The sequence below is a fragment of the Actinomadura keratinilytica genome, assembly GCF_039539665.1.
Taxonomy (GTDB): domain Bacteria; phylum Actinomycetota; class Actinomycetes; order Streptosporangiales; family Streptosporangiaceae; genus Spirillospora; species Spirillospora keratinilytica.
In genome coordinates this window covers 31,448-53,923 of the sequence record NZ_BAABDO010000020.1, presented here as the reverse complement: position 1 = coordinate 53,923, position 22,476 = coordinate 31,448, and the positions used below count along the sequence as shown (strand labels likewise).

Genomic DNA, 22,476 nt, shown 5'->3' with positions numbered 1-22,476 from the left:
GGACCGGTGGCGCGACCCCCGCGTCCGCGCCGCCTACCAGCGCGAGGCCCTCCGCGCCGACCCCGCGAGCGACGACCGCGACCCGCCCGGCTTGCGCACCCCACCGGCCCCTCGGCGAGGCCTTCTGCCTCGCCCAGGGACGCCAGTTCTGGGACGCCAGCCTGATCGATGCCCGCACCCTGGTCATCCGCAGCGAACGCGACTTCTGGTCCCGCCCCGAGGACGTCACCCGCCTGATGGACCACCTCGCCGGCGCCCCCCGGACCCGCACCGTCACCCTGCCGGACGCCATCCACCACGTCCATCTGGACCGCCCCGAACGCGGCCTCTTCCAACTGCTGTCCGAAGTCACCACGTTCCTCAGGGGCTGAACGGGATGGCATGCGGGAGCTGCCCGCCTGCCGATACGGCCGCTCCGACATCGTGGGAACGCAGCGAGAAGCCGACGTCGCCGTGCACGCCGCCGCCCCGCCGTCAGGGCCCCACGCCGAAACCCGTCCAGATCACCGCCTTGGTCCGGCAGACGTGCGATGGCCGGCACCGAACCCGAGCCGGCCTGCCCCCGATTCTGCGAGTCCGCCCGCGACGTTGGGGCCGCACGGAGCCGCCGCCGTAGCTGTTGAGGGCTGCCGTCCGGCCGTCTCAGCCGCCGTCCGGGGCTCGGCGGGTGTCGTTGGCATCGGTGCCGTGGCGTCCTGCCCAGGTCTGCGGGCCCGCCCGTGCGGTGCGGGGGTGGCCGAACAGAACGCCGAACAGAACATCGTAGAGGTGGGACTCGCACGAAACGGCCATTGCGGGAAGTGACCTGGGTCCTGTCGGCGGGGGTGAGTAAGAGAAACCCCAGCTCACTTTGCAGAACTGGTCAACAAGGTTCAAATCTCAATCTAATGACCGTATGCGGTCAAAACTCCCGGTTGTGTGCGGGCGGGTCGGCTTCTTAGTGTCAAGGAGGCGGACCGATCCGTGGGAAGGAACTGTCACGCGGGCCGCCGTCGCTCCTTCATGGCGGCGACATCCCGGCCACAAATCGGGATGTCGCCGCGCCGGGCGCCGCGGACCGTGGCAGGCGAATTCCAGGGGGTTTCCACATGTGCGTGCGGAAGACGCTGGCCGTCATCGGGGGAATGGTCGCGATTCCGTGGGCGGCGCCGGCCGCCGCCGAGGCGACGGAGCCGGTCGGCGGCTACCGGCTCACCGTCGCCCCGGTGCAGGGGACGGGCCGGGTCGCGAGCGTCAGCTTGCGGTGCGGGCCGGACGGAGGGTCTCACCCTGCCCCGAAGCGAGCCTGTGACCAGCTGCGACGCGTCAACGGCAAGGTGGCGCGCCTGCCGGAGCGGCCCGGCCGGTGCACGCTCGAGTACGCGCCTGTGCGGGTCCGTGCGCACGGGACCTGGAAGGGCAGGCCGCGTGTCTACTCCCGGACCTTCGCCAACCGGTGCGCGGCCATCCGGGGCACCGGCGGCGTGCTGTTCAAATTCTGAGGCTTCCCTGGAAGACCCACCGGGGTGGCTGGGTCGGCGAGTCGTCGGTGTGGAAGGTGTGCGGGGTTCCACGCCGACGACTCGCCATGAAATGTGCGAGGTATTTCCATCGATGTTCCCATATATTGCCGTCGCGGGTGTCGCGGCGCTTTCCCTGACGTCTCCGGCGTCCTCCGAAATGCTCGTCTCGTACACGCGGAGCGGCGGTTTCGCCGGTGTCGGCGAAACGGTCGTCGTCCACCGCGACGGAACGGTCACCACCGGCCGAGGACGTACCGCCGAATTCACACTGGACGAGGCGCGGTTCCGCGACCTCCGCCAGGCGCTGGACGGCGTCACCACCCGGACGTCCTCGCGCCGTTGGTGCAACATCCCTGACCACTTCACCTACACGCTCGCCCACCGCGGCTGGCGCGCGACCCGCTGCCACCGGCTCCCCGAGGACTGGCGCCCGGTCGTCACCCGTCTTGAGGCTCTGCTCCGTTCACCGGCGCGCCCCCGGTGAGCGCCTGGAGGGCTGCCCCGTCTGAACGACCGCCTGCGGGCCGCGTCTCGTATCACACCGCTATGGCGTGTCCGGCGGAGCATGGTGGAGCGGTGGTCCCGGCCCGGTGGTGCGCGCTTGGCCTGGCGGGTGGCGCTGCCGCGTCGGTGCTTCAGTCGGGTTGGTGACGGTGCGGCGCCGGAGGCGGAGGGGCGGCTGCCGTCCCGGCCCGCTTGCACATGGCGGCGGTGCCGCACGGGCGGTGGACGATCCGGCTGCCGAGATCCGCCGGACAGGGCCCGAGGCGTGTCCGGCGGATCGTGGTGGGTCCGCAGCGGCGCGGTGGCGGGGTGCTCCGGCCGGGTGGTGCAGGCCGGGCCCGGTGTGGGGAGCGATGCCGGGCCTCATTTCGGGGTGGGCGGTGCGGCGTTCGACCGCGATGCCGTGGGGCGGCGGACGCCTCCGAGTGCCGACCTGCTGCCTCTCAAGATCAACCACAGCCGTACACCAGGATCCACCGGACATGGCCTAGCCCGCGTGGCTCGACCGTGGGTGCGCCGTGGCCAGTGCGTCCGGAGTGTGGGGAACCCGGGGGCGGGGGGTGGAGTCGTAGACCGGGAAGATCCGGACGGGCGTGAGAGGGGCGGCATGACCAGGACGTGGCATGAGGAACAGGCGTGCCGGGTGGCCGCGGAGGGCGGGGATACCGAGGCGCAGGCGCAGCTCGGGCTGATGTGCGAGCGGGACGGTCGCGCGGAGGAGGCCGAACGTTGGTATGCCGCCGCGGCCGAGTCCGGTCATGTGATGGCCATGAAGTACCTCGGCACGCTGCTCAGCGGCACGGGGCGCACGGGGGAGGCCGAGCGGTGGCTGCGGGCCGCGGCCGACGCGGGCGAGGTGCAGGCGATCGTCAATCTCGGGGCGCTGCTGCTGCGCGATCCGCAGCGCGCGGGCGAGGCCGAGGAGCTGTTCCGCCGGGCGGCGCAGCTGGGGGTCGTCCACGGAATGGTCAATCTGGCGGTCATGTGCGCCGATTCCGGGCGGGACGCCGAGGCGCGCGGGTGGTTCGAGCGGGCGGCCGAGGCCGGGGACACCGAGTCGATGCTGCATCTCGGACGCACGGCGCAGGGGGAGGGCCGGGCGGAGGAGGCCGAGCACTGGTACACGCGGGCGGCCGAGGCGGGCGACCCCGCGGCCATGACGGAGCTGGCCCGGTGGTGCGCGTCCGGGCGGCGCATGGAGGAGGCCGAGCGCTGGCACCGGGCCGCAGCCGAGACGGGCCGGGCGCTGTCGGTGACGAACCTGGGCGTCTTCCTGGCGCAGTCGGGACGGCTGGAGGAGGCGGAGCGCTGGCTCCGGCAGGCCGCCGACGCCGGGGAGCCGCAGGCCATGTTCAATTTGGGCGTCCTGCTCGGCGAGACGGGACAGGCGGCGGACAGCCGCGACTGGTACGGGCGGGCCGCCGAGCACGGCCACCTGGACGCCATGTACAACCTCGGCAACGACCTGGTCGAAACCGACCCGGAGCGGGCCGAGTCGTGGCTGCGGCGGGCGGCCGAGGCCGGGCACATCCCGGCGATGTTCAATCTGTGCGTGCTGCTGAACGGGCAGGGCCGCTACCGCGAAGCCGTCCCCTACCTGATGAAGGCGGCCGACGCCGGATACCCGCCCGCGATGAACGCCGCCGCCCGCGACCTGCTCGACCAGCGGCGCTACGACGAGGCCGAGCCGCTGCTGCGCGGCGCCGCGGACGCGGGCATTCCGGCGGCCTTCCGCAACCTGGGCAGGCTGCTGAAGGAGACCGGCCGTCTCGACGAGGCCGAGACGTGGCTGCGCCGCGCCGCCGACGCCGAGGACGTGGAGGCGGTCACCCTGCTGATGGATCTGCTGGTCCGGTCGGGCCGCAACGAGGAGGCCACCCGGTGGCTCCAGTGGCTCGTCCAGCGCGGCCACGCCCGGCCGGCCTGACCGCAAGGGACGGCCGGGCCGCCCGGACGAGGAGCCCGGGCGGCCCGGCGGTGGTCAGCGACCGCGCTGCAGTTGGCGGTTCGGCATCCGGCGGGCGTTGCGGCGCTGCTGCGCGAACACGGCCGCCTTCGGGTCGCGGTACTTGTTGCGCTTCTTGCTCTTTTTTCCGGCCTTGGAAACGAAATCGCCGGACTCGGGGTGCGGGTGAACGGCACGCATGAGGAATTACCTCCGGGCAGGCTCGAGAAACGGCCGTACCGGGTCGGCGCACATCGGCGCAGGCCGAAAAAGGGCCCGTGCGGACACGCGTCGGACGGCCGTGCAGATGACTGGATGAAAACGCGCCGGGCAGACGTCAGCGCTGGTGAGAGGCTTGACCCGGCGGCTGGTGAGATGAGGGATGGGGAGCGGGGCGGCGTATGCGCCGCGGTCGGCTCAACCCAGAAGGAATCACAGCTCCATGCGCTGAATATTAGCCTGATCGGGGTGTTCGGTGTCAACTACGGTTTCGCGCATTTTTTTGGGCGCCCCGCCGCGCCGAACCGGGGGCGCCCGCACGTGCCGGCCCGCACTCAGGAGCGGGCGGCCTCGACGTCCTTCAGGATCTGCTTGCGGACCCGGGCCGGCAGGCGGTCGATGTAGAGCTTGCCGTTCAGGTGGTCGGTCTCGTGTTGCAGGCAGCGGGCCAGCAGGCCGGTGCCCTCGACCGTGACGGGGGCGCCGGTGACGTCGAAGCCGTGGCAGGTGGCCCGGTCGGGGCGGGCCACGGGGGCGTGGGCGCCCGGCACCGACAGGCAGCCCTCCTCGCCGTCGTCCAGTCGCCGGTCGGGGCCGTCGGGCAGGACGAGCGTGGGGTTGACCACGACGCCCTTCTGCCGCCGGTCGTCCTCGTCCGGGCAGTCGTAGACGAACACGCGCAGGTCCACACCGATCTGGTTGGCGGCCAGGCCCACCCCGTCGGCCTCGTACATGCTGGCGAACATGTCGTCCACCAGGCGCGCCAGCTCCTCGTCGAACTGTGTGACGGTGCGGCATGGGCGGTGCAGCACGGGCTCGCCCACCAGTGTGATCGGTCTCGCCTGTCCGGCCATCTGACGCCCTCCCTCGGTCCGCTTGCATCGTAGGCGCATGCGGGTACGGACGCGGCCCGCGGACGGATCACCCGGGTGAGACGGCCGTGCGCGGGTACGGCGGTCTGGAAGGACCGGCCGTACGAGAGCACGGGGAACAGCGATGATCACCACCGGTGTCACGGTCGCGCTCCCGGACGCGGCCCTGGACGGCGACCTCGTGGTGCCCGACCGGGCCGACGGGGTCGTGCTGTTCGCACACGGCAGCGGGAGCTCGCGGTTCAGCCCGCGCAACCGCGCCGTGGCGTCCGGGCTGAACACCGCCGGGTTCGGCACGCTGCTGCTGGACCTGCTCACCGCCGACGAGGAGCGCGTGGACGCCGAGACGGCCGCGCTGCGCTTCGATATCGGCCTGCTGGCGCGGCGGCTGGTGGGCGCCGTCGACTGGCTGGGGGAGCAGCCCCAGACCGCGGGCCTGCCCATCGGCCTGTTCGGCGCCAGCACCGGCGCGGCGGGCGCGCTGGCCGCGGCCGCCGAGCGGCCCGACGCGGTCAAGGCCGTCGTGTCGCGGGGCGGCCGCCCCGACCTGGCGGACGACGCGCTGGGGCGGGTGCGGGCGCCCGTCCTGCTGATCGTGGGCGGCGCCGACCCGCGGGTACTGGAGCTGAACGACCTGGCCAGGCACCGGCTGCGCGCCGCCCACCAGTTGAAGATCGTCCCGAGGGCGACCCACCTGTTCGAGGAGCCGGGCGCGCTGGAGCAGGTCACCGAGCTGGCCACCCGGTGGTTCGCGACGCACCTGAGGCCATGAGGCTGCTGGAGGACGGGCCGTACCGCTACCGGATCGAGCCCACCGGCGGGATGCGCGTCCCCGGGGTGGTGTTCGCCTCCCGGACGCTGCTGCACGGCGCGGACCAGGCGCTCGAACAGGTCGCGAACGTGGCGCGACTGCCCGGCGTGGTGGAGGCTTCCTACGCGATGCCGGACGTCCACTGGGGCTACGGCTTCGCGATCGGCGGGGTGGCCGCCACCGACCCGGCCGAGGGCGGGGTCGTCTCACCGGGCGGCGTCGGGTTCGACATCTCCTGCGGGGTGCGGCTGCTGGCCGCCGACGTCGACGGCGCCGGGCTGCGGCCCGTGCTGGCGGACGTCATGGACGCCCTCGACGTCGCCGTGCCGCGCGGCATGGCCAAGGGCGCCGTCTGGAGGCTGCACGACGCCAAGGAGATGGACGGCGTCCTCACCGGCGGCGCGCGGTTCGCGGTCGAACGCGGCCACGGCGTCCAGCGCGACCTGGACCGCTGCGAGGACGGCGGCGTCGTCGCCGGCGCGGACCCCGGGCAGGTCGGGACCCGCGCCGTGGAACGCGGCCTCGGGCAGGTCGGCAGCCTCGGCTCCGGCAACCACTTCCTGGAGGTGCAGCGGGTCGCCGAGGTGTACGACGAGGCCGTGGCCGCGGCGTTCGGGCTGCGCCGCGGCCAGATCTGCGTGATGATCCACAGCGGGTCGCGCGGGCTCGGCCACCAGATCTGCACCGACCACGTGCAGGTCATGGAACGGGAGATGCCCCGGCACGGCATCCGCGTGCCGGACCGCCAGCTCGCCTGCGCGCCCGTCGAGTCGCCCGCCGGACGCGCGTATCTCGGCGCGATGGCGGCGGCGGCCAACTACGGGCGCGTCAACCGGCAGCTGCTCGCCCAGGCCGCGCGGCGGGTGTTCCAGCGGATCGCGGGCGTGCGGCTCGACCTGGTGTACGACGTGTCGCACAACCTCGCCAAGCTGGAGGACCACCGGATCGGCGGGCGGCGGCGCCGGGTGTGCGTGCACCGCAAGGGCGCCACGCGGGCCTTTCCGCCGGGCCACCCCGAACTGCCCCCGGATCTGCGCGACGTCGGCCAGCCGGTCCTTGTCCCCGGGACGATGGGCACCGCGTCCTACGTGCTCACCGGCGTCACGGAAGGGCGGGCGTTCCATTCCGCCTGCCACGGCGCCGGGCGCGTGCAGAGCCGTCACCAGGCCGCGCGCGGCGTCAGCGGACGCGACCTGCGGGCCCGGCTGGAGTCCGGCGGCATCGCGGTGCGCGCCGCGTCCTGGCGCGGCCTCGCCGAGGAGGCGCCCGCCGCCTACAAGGACGTCACCGCCGTCATCGAGGCCACCGAGGGCGCCGGACTGTGCCGCAAGGTCGCCCGGCTGGTGCCTGTGGGCGTCGTCAAGGGCTGACGCCGCGGGCGCCGGGCTCAGACGTCCACCGTCACCGCGCACGCCCACGTGCCGTGCCGCTCGGCGAAACTCAGGCCGTGCAGGGAGGCCGCCTTCGGGACCGCGCCGGTCGCCTCGGCCCGCCGCGCGTCCCCGACCGTCAGCCGCAGCCGGAGCCGGTCGCCGTCGCGGGCCGCGACGTCGGCGGCCAGGACGAGCTCGCCGGCGGCGTCGAGCCGGTAGATCACCTCGTCGAGCGCGGCGACCAGCAGGTCCGCGTCCGCGGCGGGGCCGATCTCGGCTTCGCGCACGCCCAGCGGCGGGACCTTCGAGCGGTCGGCGAACGCGTCCACCAGCCCGGCCACGGCCTCGGCGACGCAGCCCTCGCGTGTCGGCGCCCACGCCTCGATCCGCAGGTCGGCGGTGTGCGGCGCCGTCCGGTGACCGGACGCCGCGTTCGTCTCACCGGCCATGCGTCCACCACTACCCCGGCTCCCCTCGTTCAGCCGCGCGGCCGGGACCGGCCCGCGTCGTCGCCCCGAATGCCTTGCGGGGCCCGACGCAGGCGACCACAATCGCGGAATGCCGGTCTCCACCACCACCCGTCAGACCCTCGCACTGGACTCCCTCACCGGCCTCTCGGTGGGCGACGCCTTCGGCGAACGGGGCTTCGAGCCCCACCTGCGGGTCACGTCGCCCACGTGCACGGACGGCCGGTGGCCCTGGACCGACGACACCCAGATGGCCTGCTCGGTGCTGGACGTCCTGACGCGGTTCGGCGAGATCGACCAGACCATCCTGGCCCGCGCGTTCGCCGAACGCGCCGAGCCCCACCGCAACTACGGCTACGGCGCCATCCAGCTGATCGACGGGATCCGGCGCGGCGGCGAGTGGCGCGCCCTGAGCCGGGGGCTGTTCAAGGGGTCCGGGTCGTGGGGCAACGGCGGCGCGATGCGGATCGCCCCCCTCGGCGCCTGGTTCCACGACGACCTCGACCGGGCCGCCGCGCAGGCCGCCGCCGCGTCCGAGGTCACCCACGCCCATCCGGAGGGCGTCGCGGGCGCGGTCGCCATCGCCGTGGCCGCCGCCCACGCGGCCGCGGCACGCGGCGGGACGCTGGCCGGGCCGGAGCTGATCGACACGGCGCTGGCCCACGTCACCGAGGGCTACGTGCACGACGGCCTGCGCCGGGCCAAGGAGCTGCTGGACCGCCCCGCCGCCGAGGTCGCCGCCGAACTCGGCAACGGCTCGCAGATCAGCGCCCCCGACACGGTGCCGTTCGCGCTGTGGACGGTCGCCACCCGGCTGGACGACTATCCGGCGGCGCTGCGGACGTGCGTCGAAGTGGGCGGCGACATGGACACCATGGCCGCCATCGTCGGCGGCGTCATCGCCGCCCACCACGGCACGTCCTGTATCCCCGAGGAGTGGCTGGAGGCCCGCGAGCCGCTGCCCGGCTGGCTCTGGAGCTGACCCGCCGGCGCCGATGCGGGCGCGCGCCGTCGCGTGCGGGGCGGCCCGGTCGGTCGCCCGCGCCCGCATTATCTGAAGATCGTTCTCAATTGGGCGGCGGGGCGGCGCCGACGGAAGCGTTTGAGGAATCAACCCTCCTGCGGGATGATGTGAGCTATTGCACAGCCCGCCTCGTTCGTCAATCGGAACGAGCTGGTCCGGATGGCCTCACGTGGCCACGCCTGATCAGCGGACACCTGGCTGACCACTGGTTTTATGTCGAGTTTACCGGGCTCGCCATGGCATGTAACAGCAGATCGTCTTGACTTGTGATCGGCGGTTGGTTTTAGCTGCTATCCATGAGTTCGTGGCAAACTGATAGTTTGTGATAGTAGGCGAGTCCGCCTCGGGTGGCTCCGGGGTGCCGGTGGACCGCGGCGTTCGGCGCGTGGATCGGCAGGTGGCGAGCACGTCCGTCGGCCGCGGCATCGCCACCCCCACCACCCCCGCCGCTCCCGGCGCCGCCCCGCGGGACGCCCTCCGGTCCCATTCGGGATCACTCCAGTCAGCCCTCCGAGCCTGCCAGGGATGCCGTTGACGCTGCTCTTAGTCCTGTGTCCGCGGAAGCGAACGGGCGATGACCGGCCCGTCGACGAAGTCTCCGACGCGATATACCACTGATCTTTCCAGGCGCGTCGTGCCCGCGTCCCGATGACAACCAGCGCATAGCACTGCGATGAGGCGTGCCCGGCGGACGGCGCCGTCCGCCGGGCCGGTGAGCGGTGCCCGGAAATTTGTGGACCAAGTCCATTCCAGCAGGTCGTGTCCACGCCCATCCGAAAGGGAACGGTCGAATGGCGGGAAGAATGGTGTGCGCCGCGCGGGATTGCGAGCGGACGGCCGGGCCGCGTTCGCGGGGGCAGGCGCCCCCGGTCGCCCCGCGGCTGTGCGTGCGGTGCCGCCGGCGCGTCGAGGCGGACCTGAGGCGGCTGCCCGTGCTGTACGCCGAGTGCGAGCAGGCGCTCGTGCCGTCCTCGTGGATGCTGACCGAGCGGATCACCGGCGGTCGGCGGACCGGGCCGGCGCTCGATGAGGCCCTGATGGCGGCCCGCTCCGACATGCTCGCCGTGCTCGCCTGCTGGGCGGGACTGGTCGCCGAGCAGCGGCGGGTGGCGCGGCCGGCCCGGCGCGAGGTCGGCGACCTGTGCCGGTATCTGGTGCGGCATCTGGACTGGCTGCTGGCCCACGACGGCGGCGCCGAGTTCGCCGCCGAGATCGTGGCCGTGGCCGACCAGGCGCGCCGGGCGCTGCACGGCCCGAAGGCGGTCCGCCGCGTCCTCGGCACGTGCGTGCACACCGGCTGCGACGGCGAGATGTACGCGTTGAGCGGGAGCGGAGAGGAGGTGCGGCCCACCGACGTCCGATGCGACCGAGGGCATACGTGGCCACCGAGCCGGTGGCTGGAGCTGTTCGCCCGGATGAACCAGGATCAGATTTCGCGACGTGTCAAGGAGATCCGATGATTGCCAGGTCGCAACCGCGCCGCGCGGTTCCCACCGAGCTCGCCGCCCTCGCCGCGGGAGTCTCCGAAGCGACCATCCGCAAATGGGCGAGCCGGGGGAAGCTGACCCGCTACGGAACCCCCGGCCGTGCACTGTACGACCTTGACGAGCTGGCCGTGATAATCGCTTCCCCTCGCCGGTCGCCGACCTCGTCCCGCGTTCGATCCGCCGAAATCTGAGCTCCGCTCGGTGGGTTGACCGGCGTGCCCGGTGAGCGCACCGATCCCCCTCGGATCACGGGGTGCGAAAGCACAGGAGAAGGGGGCGCCGCCCGACCGCCACGCGCGGCCGGGCGGCGCCCCCTTCGCGTTGCGGACGGCGCCCCCGATCCGTCGCCTCCCCGCACCGAAACGGTGAACATGCAGGTCAGAGGGGTGCATGCGGTGGGGGTTGACAGTCGAGCGGGGCGGATGTCACGCTCTTGCTGCCAGGCGAGGGCTGCCCGAATCCTCCCGGCCCGATCGTCGGCGGCGCATTTTCCCCGCCGCCCTTCCCGCCGTTACCGCTCCGCTTTCCGCGGGTGAGTGCCGGCGCTTTTTCGATCTCACGACCGACTTTTATCGCCATCGGCCGGACCGTGTCCGCAAACGGTCCGGCCGTCGTCATGTCCGGGCACCGTCCCGTCTCGCACGAAAGGAACCCACGATGGCGACTGCGATCACCATTGACGACCTCGGGCGCATTCTGCGCGAGGCGGCGGGCATCGAACTGGGACCCGGCGCCGCCGACCAGCCCTTCGCCGACCTCGGCTACGACTCGCTGGCACTGCTGGAGACCGGCAGCCGCATCGAGCGCGAGTACGGCGTCCGGCTGGACGACGACACGCTCACCGAGGTCGAGACGCCGGCCGCGCTGCTGGACGTGGTGAACCGGCATCTCGCGGCGGCCGGCGCCGCCTGACCCCCGCGGCGACCACGCATCCATCCGCCCCGAATCCCCAGACCGCCGACGCCCGGCGCACCGGCACCCCGGCCTGGGCCCTGCATCCGGCCCGGACCACTGGCGCCTCGGCTTGGGTACCGGCGCCTCGGCTTGGGTACCGGCGCCTCGGCTTGGGCACCGGCACCTCGGCGTGGCCACTGGCACCCAGCTTGTGTCGGCACGCCGGCCTGGGCGCTGGCACCCGGGGTGCAGGCGCTCGGAACACCGGTAACCGGGGCATCGGCGCCCCGGGGCGCCGGCAGTCGGAACGCGGATACGCGGGGGACCCGGTATTCGAGGCGCCGGTGCCGGGACCGGCGCGCAGGCACTCAGCAGGGCACCGACACCACCAGGGAGAGAGCATGCCGAACCAAGCAGACCTCGTCGCGATCGTCACCGGCGGCACCAGCGGAATCGGGCTGGCGGTGACCCGGCTGCTGGCCGAACAGGGACACCGCGCGTACCTCTGCGCGCGGTCCGCCGACAGCGTTCGGGACACGGTCAAGCAGCTGCGCGGCGAAGGGCTGGAGGTGGACGGAACCGCGTGCGACGTCCGCGACGCCGCGCAGATCCGCGCGTTCGTCCAGGCCGCCGTGGACCGCTACGGCACGATCGACGTGCTGGTCAACAACGCGGGCCGCAGCGGCGGCGGGGTCACCGCCGACATCGCCGACGAGCTGTGGTTCGACGTCATCAACACCAACCTCAACAGCGTCTTCCTCATGACGCGCGAGGTGCTGAACACCGGCGGGATGCGCCGCAAGTCGCGCGGCCGCATCATCAACATCGCCTCGACGGCGGGCAAGCAGGGCGTGGTGCTGGGCGCCCCCTACTCGGCCTCCAAGCACGGCGTCGTCGGGTTCACCAAGGCGCTGGGCAACGAGCTGGCGCCGACCGGGATCACGGTGAACGCGGTCTGCCCCGGCTATGTCGAGACCCCGATGGCCCAGCGGGTCCGGGAGGGCTACGCGGCGGCCTGGGACACCAGCGAGGAGGCCGTCCTGGAGAAGTTCCAGGCCAAGATCCCGCTGGGCCGCTACTCCACCCCGGAGGAGGTCGCCGGCCTGGTCGGCTACCTGGTCTCCGACACCGCGGCGTCGATCACCTCCCAGGCGCTCAACGTCTGCGGCGGCCTGGGCAACTTCTGAGCCCGCCGCCCGGCCCCTCTGACCCGACCGCGCGTCCCGGCCACGGCCGAGACCGCGCCCAGAACACGGCCCGCCAACCCCGAAGGAGAACAGATGGCGACCGACGGCGTCCGCGAGGTGGAGCACGAGATCACCGTGGCCGCCCCCGCGGCCCAGGTGTACGACCTGATCGCCCAGGTGGAGAACTGGCCCCGGCTGTTCCCGCCGACCGTGTACGTCGACCACGTCGACAAGGGCGACACCGAGGAGCGCATCCGCATCTGGGCCACCGCCAACGGCGAGATCAAGAACTGGACGTCGCGGCGGCGGCTCGACCGCGAGCGGCTGCGCATCGAGTTCCGCCAGGAGGTGTCCAGCCCGCCGGTGGCGGCCATGGGCGGCACCTGGATCATCGAGCCGCTGACGGCGGACACGTCCCGGGTCCGGCTGCTGCACGACTACCGCGCGGTGGACGACGACCCCGAGAAGCTGGCCTGGATCGACCGGGCCGTCGACCGCAACAGCACCGCCGAGCTGGCCGCCCTGAAGAGCAATGCCGAGTTGGTCGCCGGAGAGCAGGACGTCCTGCTGTCGTTCGAGGACACCGTCGAGATCGACGGGTCCGCCAAGGACGTCTACGACTTCCTCAACGAGGCGAACCTGTGGAAGGAGCGGCTGCCGCACGTCGCCGAGGTCCGCCTGACCGAGGAGACGCCGGGCCTGCAGGTGCTGCGGATGGACACCCGCACCAAGGACGGCTCCACCCACACCACCGAGTCGGTGCGGGTGTGCTTCCCGCACCACAAGATCGTCTACAAGCAGCTGGTGCTGCCCGCGCTGATGAACCTGCACACCGGCTACTGGCTGCTGACCGAGCACGACGGCGGTGTCACCGCGACGTCCCAGCACACGGTGATCATCAACACCGACAACATCGCCAAGGTGCTCGGCGAGGACGCCGACCTGGACCGGGCCCGCACGTTCGTGCGGACCGCGCTCAGCGGCAACAGCTCCGCGACCCTCGGCCATGCCAAGGAGTACGCCGAGAGCCGCCGCTGACCCCGCCGGCCCCGCCCGTCGACCCCGCTCCGTTCACCCACCCCGTTCACCCGCCCCGCCGCCCGCGGCTCCGTCGGGGCGGCACCCGACGCAAGAGGAGGACGATGGACACCCAGGTCATCATCGTGGGCGCGGGCCCGGTCGGGCTCATGCTCGCAGGCGAGCTGCGGCTCGGCGGGGCGGAGGCGGTGGTGCTGGAGCGGCTGCCCGCGCCCACCGCCGAGTCGCGCGCCTCCACCCTGCACGCCCGCACGATGGAGATCTTCGCCCAGCGCGGCCTGCTGGAGCGGCTCGACGGGATGCCGCCCAACGACCTGCGGGGCCACTTCGGCGGCATTCCGCTCGACTTCTCCGGGCTGCGCACGCCCTACCCGGGGCAGTGGAAGGTTCCGCAGACCCGCACCGAGGAACTGCTCGGCGGATGGGCCGCCGAGCTGGGCGCGGACGTGCGGCGCGGGTACGAGGTGCGGGCGCTGGCCCAGACCGCCGACCACGTCGAGGTGGCGGCCGACGGGCCGGACGGCCCCGTCCGGCTGCGCGCCGGGTTCGTCGTCGGCTGCGACGGTGAGGAGAGCACCGTGCGGCGGCTGGGCGGCTTCGCGTTCCCCGGCGAGGACGCCCGCCGGGAGCTGCTGCGGGCCGACGTGGCCGGGATCGAGATCCGGGACCGGCGCTTCGAGCGGCTGCCGGACGGCCTGGCGATCGCGGCGCGGCGGCGCGACGGCGTGACCCGGGTGATGGTGCACGAGTTCGGCCGCCCCGCCGCGGACCGCGCCACCGCCCCCGACTTCGCCGAGGTCGTCAAGGTGTGGGAGCGGGTCACCGGCGAGGACATCGGGCACGGTAGGCCGATCTGGGTGAACGCGTTCGGCGACGCCGCCCGCCAGGCGAGCGAGTACCGGCGCGGCCGGGTGCTGCTGGCGGGCGACGCCGCGCACCGGCAGCTTCCGGCCGGCGGGCAGGCGCTCAACCTGGGGCTGCAGGACGCGGTGAACCTCGGCTGGAAGCTGGCCGCCGTGGCGACCGGCCGCGCGCCCGACCCGCTGCTGGACACCTACCACGAGGAACGGCACGCGGTCGGCCGCCGGGTCCTGGCCAACATCCGCGCGCAGGCGCGGATCCTGCTCGGCGGGCCCGAGGTCGAGCCGCTGCGTGCGGTGCTCGCCGAGCTGATCGCCTACCCCCGGGTGCGGGACCGGCTGGCCGCGGCGATCAGCGGCCTGGACGTGCGGTACGCGGCGGGCCCCGGCGACCATCCGCTGCTGGGCGTGCGCGTCCCGCCCGACGAGCTGGGGGCGGGAGGCCGGGCGCTGCGGGCCGCGCGCGGCCTGCTCCTGCATCCCGAACCGCCGGACGGCCCCGGACCGCACGACCGCGTGGACGTGGTGCGCGCCATCGGCCGCTCCGAGGCCGTGCTGGTGCGTCCGGACGGCCACGTCGCCTGGGTCGCCGGCTCCGGTGCCGACCTGGACGCGGCGGTCCGCCGCTGGTTCGGCGGCGCCCGGTGAGCCGGCGCGGCCTCCTCGTGCCGGCCGTGCTGGCCGCGCTGGCGCTGTCGTCGGCCGGGTGCGGTGCCCGGCAGGCGGCGGCCGACACGCTCGTGTTCGCCGTCGACGACGAGCCGCTGGTGCTCGACCCGCACGCCAGCCCGCAGGACTCGGCGGCGCTGTTCACCCGGCCCGTCCTGGACTCCCTGGTCTCGCTCGGCCCGGACGGGCGCGTCGAACCGTGGCTCGCCACCGCCTGGTCGGTCTCCCCCGACCGGCGCACCTACACCTTCACGCTGCGCGAGGACGTGAAGTTCAGCGACGGCACCCGCTTCGACGCGGCGGCGGTGAAGGCCAACCTCGACCACATCGCCGACCCGAAGACGCAGTCGCGGCTCGCCGCCCACTACATGGAGCCGTACACCGGCAGCACGGTGGTGGACGCGCGGACCGTCAAGGTGCACTTCGCCAGGCCGCACGCGCCGTTCCTCGCCGCGCTGTCGGAGGCGTTCTTCGGGATGCAGTCGCCCGCGTCGCTGCGGCGCGGCCCCGACGTGCTGGCCCGCCATGTCGTCGGGTCGGGGCCGTTCGTCATCGAGCGGTTCGTCCCGCACCAGGAGATCGTGTACCGGCGCAACCCCGACTACCGCTGGGGGCCGGCCACCGCCCGGCACACCGGCCCCGCCCGGCTGGCCCGGCTGAAGTTCACGATCCTCACCGAGGACTCGGTGCGGCTCGGCGCGCTCACCAGCGGCCAGGCCGACGCGATCGCGAGCGTCCCGCCGGTCACCGTGCGCCGCGTGCGCGCGAACCCGCGGCTGCGGGTGGAGACGCGTCCCGCGCCCGGCGGCGTGTACATGTACCTGCCGAACGTCACCCGGGGCGTCTTCGCCGACCGGCGGGTCCGCGAAGCGTTCCGCATCGGCATCGACCACCCGACCATCGTGCGGCGGCTGTACTTCGGGCTGTTCGACCCGGCGTTCAGCCCGCTCAGCACCAGCACGCCGGGCTACGACCCGGCCACCAGGGAGCGGTGGCGGTTCGACCGGGCGGCCGCCGGGCGGCTCCTGGACGAGGCCGGGTGGACCGGCCGCGACCGGCAGGGCTACCGCACCAGAAATGGGCGGCGGCTGGTCGTCCGGTGGCCGTTCCAGCGCAGCGTCGCCCGCGAGCAGCGCGCCGAACTCGCCGAGCTGGTGCAGGCGGAGGCCCGCAGGCTCGGCATCGACCTGCGGGTCGGCAACGTGTCGCAGGCCGAGTACTTCCCCCGGTACGCCGCGGGCGACTACGACCTGGTCGACTACGTCGGCCGCCGCATCGACGGCGACATGCTGCGCAACCTCTTCGCCACCTCGTTCATCTCCACGCCGGACAGGTTCGGCCAGAACGGGGCGCGCTACTCCGACCGGCGGGTGGACGGATGGCTCGCCGCCGCCCTGGCCACCGACGACCAGGCCGAACGCGCCGACCTGTACGCCCGGGTGCAGCGCAAGGTGATGGACGAGTCCGCGGCCTTCCCGGTGTACGTGCCCGCCTACGTGCTGGGCGTGTCGAAGACGGTGCACGGCATCGGCTGGTCCCCGCTGGCGTATCCGACCTTCTACGAGGCGTGGGTGAGCGACCGGTGAAGACGGTGTGGAGACACTGGACGAGCCCCCGGTTCCGGGTGCCGCGGGCGGTGCTGGTCAGGTTGGGCACCTCGCTGCTGGTGCTGTGGGGCGCGGTGACGGTCGCGTTCGCCGCGCTGCACCTCACCCCCGGCTCGGTCGAGCAGGCGCTCGTCGGCCCGAACACGATCACCCCGCAGGCGCGCGCCGAGCTGGTCGCCGAGTACGGCCTGGACGAGCCGCTGCCGGTCCAGTACGGCCGGCTCGTCGGCCGGATGGCGCGCGGCGACCTCGGCGAGTCCTACCAGCTGCACCAGCCGGTCGCCGAGGCGCTCGGCTCGCAGCTGGGCCCGTCGCTCCAGCTCGCCGGGGCCGCGATGGCGCTGGCCGTCGCCGCCTCGCTGACGCTGGCGCTGCTCACCGCCGGCCGCGGGCGCTTGGTCCGCGGGCTGTCGTCGGGGATCGAGCTGGTCGGGGTGTCGATTCCGACGTTCTGGACCGCGATCGTGCTGCTGACGGTGCTGTCGTTCCAGCGCGGCTGGTTCCCGGCGGCGGGCGCGGACGGCGTCGCGGCGCTGGTGCTGCCCGCGGTCGCGGTGGCCGTGCCGCTGACGGCGCTGCTGACCCAGCTGCTGCGCGACAGCCTGGAACTGGCGCTGGACGAGCCGTTCGTGCTGACCGCGCGGGCGCGCGGGCTGTCGGACCTGGCGGTGCGGCTGCGGCACGCGCTGCGGCACGCCCTGCTGCCGGCGCTGACCCTGGCCGGATGGATGTTCGGCGCGCTGGTCGGCGCGCTGGTGGTGGTGGAGGAGATCTTCGCGCGGCCGGGGCTGGGCCGCCTGGTGCTCACCGCCGTCGAAGGAAAGGACCTGCCCGTGGTGATGGGGGCGGTGCTGGTCACCGCGGTGCTGTACGTCGCGGTCAACATCGTGCTCGACCTGCTGTATCTCGTGGTCGACCCGCGGCTGCGGGGTGCCCGGTGACCGCCGCGGTCACCGCCGGGGCGGTCCGGGCGCGGCGCGCGCCGACGCGGCCCGGCCTGTGGGCGGCGGCGCTGTTCCTCGGGCTGGTCGTGCTGGCGGCGCTCGCGCCGGGGCTGTTCACCGACGGTTCGGCCGTCGACGGGGACCCGGCGGCGGCGCTGACGCCGCCCGGCGCCGACCACGTGTTCGGCACCGACGCCAACGGCCGCGACGTGTTCACCCGCATCGTGCACGGGGCGCGGCCGTCGCTGCTGGTGGGGCTGGGCGCGACCGCGCTGGCGGTGGCGGGCGGCACGGTGCTGGGGCTGGTCGCGGCGCTCGGCGGGCGCTGGCTGGACGAGCTGGTCATGCGGCTGGTCGACGTGGTGCTGGCGCTGCCCAGCCTGCTGCTGGCGCTGGTGGTGCTGGTGGTGGCCGGGCCCGGAACGCTCAACTCGGTCTGCGCGGTCGGGGTGGCCGCCGTCCCGGTGTACGCGCGGCTGGTGCGGGTGCGGGCGATGGTCGTGCGCGGCTCCGGCTACGTCGAGGCCGCGACCGCGCTGGGCCTGCCGCGCGCGGTCGTCATCGTGCGGCACGTGCTGCCGAACGTGCTGGCGCCGCTGCTGGTGCTGGCCACCATCGAGGTCGGCACCGCGCTGGTCGCGGTGGCGTCGCTGGGGTTCCTCGGGTTCGGTCCGCAGCCGCCCGCGCCCGAGTGGGGCGCGATGCTGGCCGCCGGGCGCGACTACACGGCGGTCGCCTGGTGGGTGGCGGTCTTCCCCGGGCTGGCGATCACCTTGACGGTGCTGTCGATCACGGTCGTCGGGCGCGCGCTGCGGCGGCGGGGCGAAGGGAGGGACGCGTGAGCGGTCCCCTGGTGGAGGTCGCCGGGCTGTCGGTCGCGTTCGGCGCGACACAGGCCGTGCGGGACGTGTCGTTCGCCGTCCACCCCGGCGAGTGCGTGGCGATCGTGGGGGAGTCCGGGTCCGGCAAGAGCGTCACCGCCCGCTCGCTCATCGGCCTGGCGGGCGAGGGCGCCGACGTGCGCGCGGCCGCGCTGCGCGTCGACGGCCGGGACGCGCGGGCGTTCGGCGACCGGCAGTGGCGCGCGGTGCGCGGCGCGCGGATCGGCTTCGTGCTGCAGGACGCGCTGGTGTCGCTGGACCCGCTGCGCCCGGTCGGCCGCGAGATCGCCGAGGCGCTGCGGCTGCACCGCACCGTGCCCCGCGCCGAGGTCGGCGCGCGGGTGGTCGAGCTGCTGCGCGACGTCGGCGTGCCCGAACCGCAGCTGCGGGCCCGGCAGCGTCCGCACGAGCTGTCCGGCGGGCTGCGCCAGCGGGCCCTCATCGCCTCGGCGATCGCGTGCCGGCCCGCCCTGCTCATCGCCGACGAGCCCACCACCGCGCTCGACGTCACCGTCCAGGCGCAGATCCTGGACCTGCTGGCCGCCCGCAAACGGGACGGGATGGCGCTGCTGCTCATCAGCCACGACCTCGGGGTGGTGGCGCGGATCGCCGACCGCGTCCTGGTGATGAAGGACGGCCGGATCGTCGAGGAGGGGCCCGCCGAGCGGGTGCTGACCCGGCCGCAGCACCCCTACACCGCCATGCTGCGCGAGGCGGCCGACCCGCGGCCCGCCCGCCCCGCCGTGCGGATCGGCGCGCCGGTCGTGCGGGCGCGCGGCCTGGTGAAGGCGTACGGGGCGCGCCGGGCGGCCGACGGCGTCTCCTTCGAGCTGCGCGAGGGCGAGACGCTCGGGGTGGTGGGCGAGTCGGGCTCCGGCAAGACCACCCTCGGCCGCCTGGTGCTCGGGCTGCTGCGCCCCGACGAGGGCGAGGTGCTGATCGAGGGGCGGCCGTGGCGGGCCATGTCCGCGCGGGAGCGCCGCGCCGTCCGCCGCCGCGTCCAGGTCGTCTACCAGGACCCGCTCGGCTCCTTCGACCCGCGGTTCGACGTCCGCCGCATTCTGGAGGAGGCGATCGCGGTGAGCGGGCTGCCGCGTCCGGCCCGCCGCGACCGCGCCGTGGAGCTGCTGGAGCAGGTCGGCCTGGACGCCGGGCTGCTGGACCGCCGCCCGGCGCGGCTGTCGGGCGGGCAGCGGCAGCGGGTGGCGATCGCGCGGGCGCTGGCCACCCGCCCGAAGGTCATCGTGTGCGACGAGCCGGTGTCCGCGCTGGACGTGTCGGTGCAGGCGCAGGTGCTGGACCTGCTGGCCCGGCTGCGCGCCGAGCTGGGCCTGTCCTACCTGTTCATCTCCCACCACCTCGGTGTCATCCGGCAGGTCAGCGACCGGGTGGCGGTGCTGAAGGACGGGCGGATCGTCGAGGTCGGCGACGTGGAGCAGGTGTTCACCGCGCCCCGCACGGACCACACCAGGCGGCTGCTGGCCGCGATACCGCGCCTGCCGGAGCACCGGGGAGGAGACCATGGCACCCACCACGACGGCGGCCGCGTCCGTTCGGCCGATCACGGTTGACGCCGGGGCGACGCGGCTGTCCGGGCTGCTCGCCGCGCCGCCGCGGCGGCCGCCGCGCGCGGCCCTCGTCGCGCTGCACGGCGGCGGGATGCGCGCCCGGTACTTCCATGGCGAGGTGGAGCCGGGCCAGTCGCTGCTGGAGCACGCCGCCGGCCACGGGTACCTGGCGGTCGCGCTGGACCGCCCCGGGTACGGCCTGTCCGCCGGCACGCTGCCCGAAGGCACCGGCCTGGCCGAGCAGGTCCGGCTGGTGCGCGCCGCGCTGACCTGCCTGGCCGGCCGGCACGCCACCGGCGCGGGCTTCGTCCTGCTCGGCCACTCGCTCGGCGGGAAGGTCGCGCTGCTGGTCGCGGCCGAGGACGACCGCGTGCGCGCGGTGGACGTGTCGGGGGTCGGCCACCGGTGGGCGGCCGACCCGGAGCGGACCCGGGACGCCGGAGGGTTCGGCGCGCACCGGCTGCACTGGGGGCCGCTCGGCCTGTACCCGCCGGGCACCTTCCAGTTCGCGCGGGACCTGGCCGGGCCGCTCCCGCCGCGCGAGGCGGCGGACGTGACGAGCTGGCCCGACCGGTACGACGCGGTGGCGGGCCGCATCCGGGTGCCGGTGCGGCTCACCTTCGCCGAACACGAGCGCTGGTGGCGGCACGACGAGGACACGCTGCGGGACATGACCGCGCGGCTGTCCTCGCCGGTGGTGCGGGTCGAACGCCTGGCGGGCACCGGCCACAACATCAGCCTCAGCCGGGTCGCCCGCACCTACCACGCACGCGCGCTGGCGTTCTTCGACTCGTGCCTGGGCGCGTCGCGGGACACGCAGGACGCGGACCAGACCGACGGGACGGGCTTTTAGAGGAAGTCGGCCTGGTGCTCGCGGGCCCACTCCAGGAACGAGCGCGGCGGACGGCCCGTGACGTCCAGCACCGTGGACCGCGGCTTCCAGATCTCCCGCAGCTCCTCGAGGCTGAAGCTGGGGATCGGCTCGCCCTCGGAGTACGGCGCCAGGCCGAGCAGGAACGGGGCCATCTGCGCGACCCAGCCGCCCTGCGCGGTCAGGATGCGCAGCGTCTCCTCCGGCGGGGTCGGCTCGAACCGGACCGGTGCGCCGATGGCCTCGCCGATCAGCTCCGCCTGCCGCCGCTGGGTGAGGATCTCCGGCCCGGTCACCTCGTGCACCGCCGGAGGTGCGCCGTCGGCCAGCAGCGCGGCGGCGGCCACGGCGGCGATGTCCCGCTCGTGCACCGGGTTGCTGATCTCGTCGGGGTCGGGGAACCGCACCGTCCGGTCCTTGCGGATCATCGGGCCCCACAGGTCGGTCTTGTTGGCGGCGAAGTCGTTGGGCCGGATGAACGCGTACTCCAGCCCGGACGCCTCGACCGCCTGCTCGACCGGCAGGTGCCGGTCGGTGTCGGTGCCGAGGGACACCGCACGCGACGACAGCACGACGACCCTGCGCACGCCCGACTCGCGGGCCAGCTCGACCACCTCGCCCGCGGTCGGGGCGTGCGGATACAGGTAGAGGCGCTCGACCCCGGCGAGGGCCTCGCGCAGCGACCCGGGATCCGCCAGGTCGCCCCGGAACACCCGCAGGTCGCTCGGCAGGCCCGGGGCCTCGGGACTGCGGCTGATCGCCCGCACGTCCTCGCCCGCGGCGCGCAGCTCCGCGACGACGTGCCGGCCGACCTTGCCCGTGGCCCCGGTCACCAGCGTGGTCATCAGGTGTGGTCCTTCCGCGTTCGGCGCCCGTCAGCCCTGCCGCAGCCCCGCGTGGTGCACGTACCGCTGGCCCAGCGCGCTTTTGACCTTCGACAGGCCCCCGGCCCGGCGCAGCACATCCTGCCGCAGGTCGCTCTCCAGGAACTCCTCGTGCGCGGCGGGCGACGCCCACTGGGCGTACTGGAACACCCGCCGCCCTTCCAGGCTGAGGAAGTGGTGGCTGGAGATCCAGCCGGGCAGCACCCCCTTCTGGACGACCGCCTCCTCCAGCGCGTCGTACACCGCATCCGACCACAGCTGGGCCGACTCGGTGTCGGCCATCTCGAACTCGGCGATGAAGATGCAGCCGGGCTCGGCGTCGGCGCCGCCGGCGGGCTCCTGGGTCGGCACCGAGGTGGGCAGGTCGCGGCGGAACGTTCCGCGGTAGAGCCGGTGCACGACGGGCTCGGGGCGCTGCACGCCCGGGAAGTCGGGCGGTTGCGGCGCGGTGGCCGCGAAGCGCTCGTAGTCCTCGGCGGTCCGCCACTGCGACACCACGACGACCGCGCTGTCCTCGGTGTTCAGCTTCTCCTCGCCCTGGGGCTTTTCGGTGGTGCTGGTGAAGGTGTCAGCCGACAGCAGCCCGTCCGGCAGCGGTCCGGCCTCCCAGGCGGCGAACAGCGCGTCGGCCACCTCGCGCTGGCGGTCGGGGTCGGGGACGGCCCAGTGGCTCACCACGGTGACACCGGTCGCGGCGAGCGTGACGTCGAACGGACGGGGTGCGGCGAGCCGCATGATGCCTCCAAAATGAATTCACAACGAGTGCGACCTAACGGGAATTTTTCTCCGACTGGACAAAATAGGGCGTGCAGGTTCGAGAGACAAGGTGCCTACCTGCCGGTAAGCTCCAAACCCCAAAGAAAGAATTG

Annotated in this window: 22 protein-coding genes; 17 read left to right on the top strand and 5 right to left on the bottom strand. The window is 73.9% G+C overall.

All coding sequences use genetic code 11. The annotated features are described in order from the left end of the window. The first annotated feature begins 236 nt into the window (after nt 1-236). The 4 genes from ABD879_RS09835 (at nt 237) to ABD879_RS09825 (ending at nt 3,933) form a co-directional block, all read left to right on the top strand. A complete protein-coding gene (locus ABD879_RS09835; protein WP_345019684.1) occupies nt 237-371 on the top strand; it encodes a hypothetical protein in 135 nt (44 codons plus the stop codon). A 717-nt stretch (nt 372-1,088) separates the two neighbouring features. Beyond that, entirely contained in the window at nt 1,089-1,481 is a 393-nt protein-coding gene (locus tag ABD879_RS32935; protein WP_378270789.1) for an SSI family serine proteinase inhibitor, read from the top strand. A gap of 91 nt (nt 1,482-1,572) precedes the next feature. Then, nucleotides 1,573-1,986, top strand: a complete 414-nt coding sequence (locus ABD879_RS09830; RefSeq protein ID WP_345019682.1) for a hypothetical protein — start codon at nt 1,573-1,575, stop codon at nt 1,984-1,986. Between the two features lie 627 nt (nt 1,987-2,613). Beyond that, a complete protein-coding gene (locus ABD879_RS09825; protein ID WP_345019680.1) occupies nt 2,614-3,933 on the top strand; it encodes a tetratricopeptide repeat protein in 1,320 nt (439 codons plus the stop codon). Nucleotides 3,934-3,987: 54 nt separating this feature from the next. Here the strand turns inward: ABD879_RS09825 and ABD879_RS09820 are convergent, their stop codons facing one another. Beyond that, a complete protein-coding gene (locus ABD879_RS09820; RefSeq protein WP_345019677.1) occupies nt 3,988-4,152 on the bottom strand; it encodes a hypothetical protein in 165 nt (54 codons plus the stop codon). Between the two features lie 353 nt (nt 4,153-4,505). Next, entirely contained in the window at nt 4,506-5,024 is a 519-nt protein-coding gene (gene def, locus ABD879_RS09815; RefSeq protein ID WP_345019675.1) for a peptide deformylase, read from the bottom strand. A 142-nt stretch (nt 5,025-5,166) separates the two neighbouring features. On the opposite strand from def, the gene ABD879_RS09810 reads away from it, so the two are divergent. Together ABD879_RS09810 and ABD879_RS09805 are read left to right on the top strand one after the other, a co-directional pair. Continuing rightward, nucleotides 5,167-5,814, top strand: coding sequence for a dienelactone hydrolase family protein (locus ABD879_RS09810; RefSeq protein ID WP_345019673.1), 648 nt, complete (start codon nt 5,167-5,169; stop codon nt 5,812-5,814). Beyond that, nucleotides 5,811-7,223 (top strand): RtcB family protein, encoded by a 1,413-nt coding sequence (locus ABD879_RS09805; RefSeq protein ID WP_345019670.1) that lies wholly within the window; start codon nt 5,811-5,813, stop codon nt 7,221-7,223. Before ABD879_RS09810 ends, ABD879_RS09805 begins: the two co-directional genes overlap by 4 nt. Nucleotides 7,224-7,240: 17 nt before the next feature. Here ABD879_RS09805 and ABD879_RS09800 read toward each other — a convergent pair whose 3' ends face one another. Next, complete coding sequence (locus tag ABD879_RS09800) at nt 7,241-7,675, bottom strand: archease (protein WP_345019667.1); 435 nt, start codon at nt 7,673-7,675, stop codon at nt 7,241-7,243. Nucleotides 7,676-7,784: 109 nt separating this feature from the next. Between ABD879_RS09800 and ABD879_RS09795 the strand changes: the two genes are divergently transcribed. The 11 genes from ABD879_RS09795 (at nt 7,785) to ABD879_RS09745 (ending at nt 20,705) form a co-directional block, all read left to right on the top strand. Beyond that, complete coding sequence (locus tag ABD879_RS09795; RefSeq protein WP_345019665.1) at nt 7,785-8,675, top strand: ADP-ribosylglycohydrolase family protein; 891 nt, start codon at nt 7,785-7,787, stop codon at nt 8,673-8,675. 833 nt (nt 8,676-9,508) lie between these two features. Next, a complete protein-coding gene (locus ABD879_RS09790; RefSeq protein ID WP_345019663.1) occupies nt 9,509-10,177 on the top strand; it encodes a hypothetical protein in 669 nt (222 codons plus the stop codon). Between the two features lie 684 nt (nt 10,178-10,861). Continuing rightward, entirely contained in the window at nt 10,862-11,116 is a 255-nt protein-coding gene (locus tag ABD879_RS09785; RefSeq protein WP_345019660.1) for an acyl carrier protein, read from the top strand. A gap of 383 nt (nt 11,117-11,499) precedes the next feature. Further along, complete coding sequence (locus ABD879_RS09780) at nt 11,500-12,285, top strand: 3-oxoacyl-ACP reductase (RefSeq protein ID WP_345019658.1); 786 nt, start codon at nt 11,500-11,502, stop codon at nt 12,283-12,285. Nucleotides 12,286-12,378: 93 nt separating this feature from the next. Next, nucleotides 12,379-13,323 (top strand): aromatase/cyclase, encoded by a 945-nt coding sequence (locus ABD879_RS09775; protein WP_345019656.1) that lies wholly within the window; start codon nt 12,379-12,381, stop codon nt 13,321-13,323. 104 nt (nt 13,324-13,427) lie between these two features. After that, complete coding sequence (locus ABD879_RS09770; RefSeq protein WP_345019654.1) at nt 13,428-14,831, top strand: FAD-dependent monooxygenase; 1,404 nt, start codon at nt 13,428-13,430, stop codon at nt 14,829-14,831. Beyond that, a complete protein-coding gene (locus tag ABD879_RS09765) occupies nt 14,828-16,438 on the top strand; it encodes an ABC transporter substrate-binding protein (RefSeq protein ID WP_345019652.1) in 1,611 nt (536 codons plus the stop codon). The genes ABD879_RS09770 and ABD879_RS09765 overlap by 4 nt, the downstream gene beginning before the upstream one ends. Continuing rightward, nucleotides 16,420-17,400, top strand: a complete 981-nt coding sequence (locus ABD879_RS09760) for an ABC transporter permease (protein WP_345019650.1) — start codon at nt 16,420-16,422, stop codon at nt 17,398-17,400. The genes ABD879_RS09765 and ABD879_RS09760 overlap by 19 nt, the downstream gene beginning before the upstream one ends. Then, nucleotides 17,397-18,245 carry an ABC transporter permease gene (locus tag ABD879_RS09755; RefSeq protein ID WP_345019648.1) on the top strand — a complete coding sequence of 283 codons (849 nt, stop codon included), beginning with the start codon at nt 17,397-17,399 and terminating at the stop codon, nt 18,243-18,245. Before ABD879_RS09760 ends, ABD879_RS09755 begins: the two co-directional genes overlap by 4 nt. Further along, nucleotides 18,242-19,855, top strand: coding sequence for a dipeptide ABC transporter ATP-binding protein (locus ABD879_RS09750; protein ID WP_345019646.1), 1,614 nt, complete (start codon nt 18,242-18,244; stop codon nt 19,853-19,855). Before ABD879_RS09755 ends, ABD879_RS09750 begins: the two co-directional genes overlap by 4 nt. Beyond that, a complete protein-coding gene (locus ABD879_RS09745; protein WP_345019644.1) occupies nt 19,806-20,705 on the top strand; it encodes an alpha/beta hydrolase in 900 nt (299 codons plus the stop codon). Before ABD879_RS09750 ends, ABD879_RS09745 begins: the two co-directional genes overlap by 50 nt. Here ABD879_RS09745 and ABD879_RS09740 read toward each other — a convergent pair. Both ABD879_RS09740 and ABD879_RS09735 read right to left on the bottom strand, forming a co-directional pair. After that, nucleotides 20,702-21,568: an SDR family oxidoreductase gene (locus tag ABD879_RS09740; RefSeq protein WP_345019642.1), complete on the bottom strand. Its 867-nt coding sequence runs from the start codon at nt 21,566-21,568 to the stop codon at nt 20,702-20,704. The genes ABD879_RS09745 and ABD879_RS09740 overlap by 4 nt on opposite strands. Before the next feature lie 30 nt (nt 21,569-21,598). After that, nucleotides 21,599-22,342 (bottom strand): hypothetical protein, encoded by a 744-nt coding sequence (locus tag ABD879_RS09735; protein WP_345019640.1) that lies wholly within the window; start codon nt 22,340-22,342, stop codon nt 21,599-21,601. Between the last annotated feature and the right edge of the window lie 134 nt (nt 22,343-22,476).

Coding starts and splice junctions, on each gene's coding strand:
- ABD879_RS09835 (WP_345019684.1), top strand. CDS start 237: ATGGACCACCTCGCCGGCGCCCCCCGGACCCGCACCGTCACCCTGCCG.
- def (WP_345019675.1), bottom strand. CDS start 5,024: ATGGCCGGACAGGCGAGACCGATCACACTGGTGGGCGAGCCCGTGCTG.
- ABD879_RS09830 (WP_345019682.1), top strand. CDS start 1,573: ATGTGCGAGGTATTTCCATCGATGTTCCCATATATTGCCGTCGCGGGT.
- ABD879_RS09820 (WP_345019677.1), bottom strand. CDS start 4,152: ATGCGTGCCGTTCACCCGCACCCCGAGTCCGGCGATTTCGTTTCCAAG.
- ABD879_RS09795 (WP_345019665.1), top strand. CDS start 7,785: ATGCCGGTCTCCACCACCACCCGTCAGACCCTCGCACTGGACTCCCTC.
- ABD879_RS09800 (WP_345019667.1), bottom strand. CDS start 7,675: ATGGCCGGTGAGACGAACGCGGCGTCCGGTCACCGGACGGCGCCGCAC.
- ABD879_RS09785 (WP_345019660.1), top strand. CDS start 10,862: ATGGCGACTGCGATCACCATTGACGACCTCGGGCGCATTCTGCGCGAG.
- ABD879_RS09825 (WP_345019680.1), top strand. CDS start 2,614: ATGACCAGGACGTGGCATGAGGAACAGGCGTGCCGGGTGGCCGCGGAG.
- ABD879_RS09775 (WP_345019656.1), top strand. CDS start 12,379: ATGGCGACCGACGGCGTCCGCGAGGTGGAGCACGAGATCACCGTGGCC.
- ABD879_RS09790 (WP_345019663.1), top strand. CDS start 9,509: ATGGCGGGAAGAATGGTGTGCGCCGCGCGGGATTGCGAGCGGACGGCC.
- ABD879_RS09735 (WP_345019640.1), bottom strand. CDS start 22,342: ATGCGGCTCGCCGCACCCCGTCCGTTCGACGTCACGCTCGCCGCGACC.
- ABD879_RS09810 (WP_345019673.1), top strand. CDS start 5,167: ATGATCACCACCGGTGTCACGGTCGCGCTCCCGGACGCGGCCCTGGAC.
- ABD879_RS09770 (WP_345019654.1), top strand. CDS start 13,428: ATGGACACCCAGGTCATCATCGTGGGCGCGGGCCCGGTCGGGCTCATG.
- ABD879_RS09805 (WP_345019670.1), top strand. CDS start 5,811: ATGAGGCTGCTGGAGGACGGGCCGTACCGCTACCGGATCGAGCCCACC.
- ABD879_RS32935 (WP_378270789.1), top strand. CDS start 1,089: ATGTGCGTGCGGAAGACGCTGGCCGTCATCGGGGGAATGGTCGCGATT.
- ABD879_RS09780 (WP_345019658.1), top strand. CDS start 11,500: ATGCCGAACCAAGCAGACCTCGTCGCGATCGTCACCGGCGGCACCAGC.
- ABD879_RS09745 (WP_345019644.1), top strand. CDS start 19,806: ATGGCACCCACCACGACGGCGGCCGCGTCCGTTCGGCCGATCACGGTT.
- ABD879_RS09740 (WP_345019642.1), bottom strand. CDS start 21,568: ATGACCACGCTGGTGACCGGGGCCACGGGCAAGGTCGGCCGGCACGTC.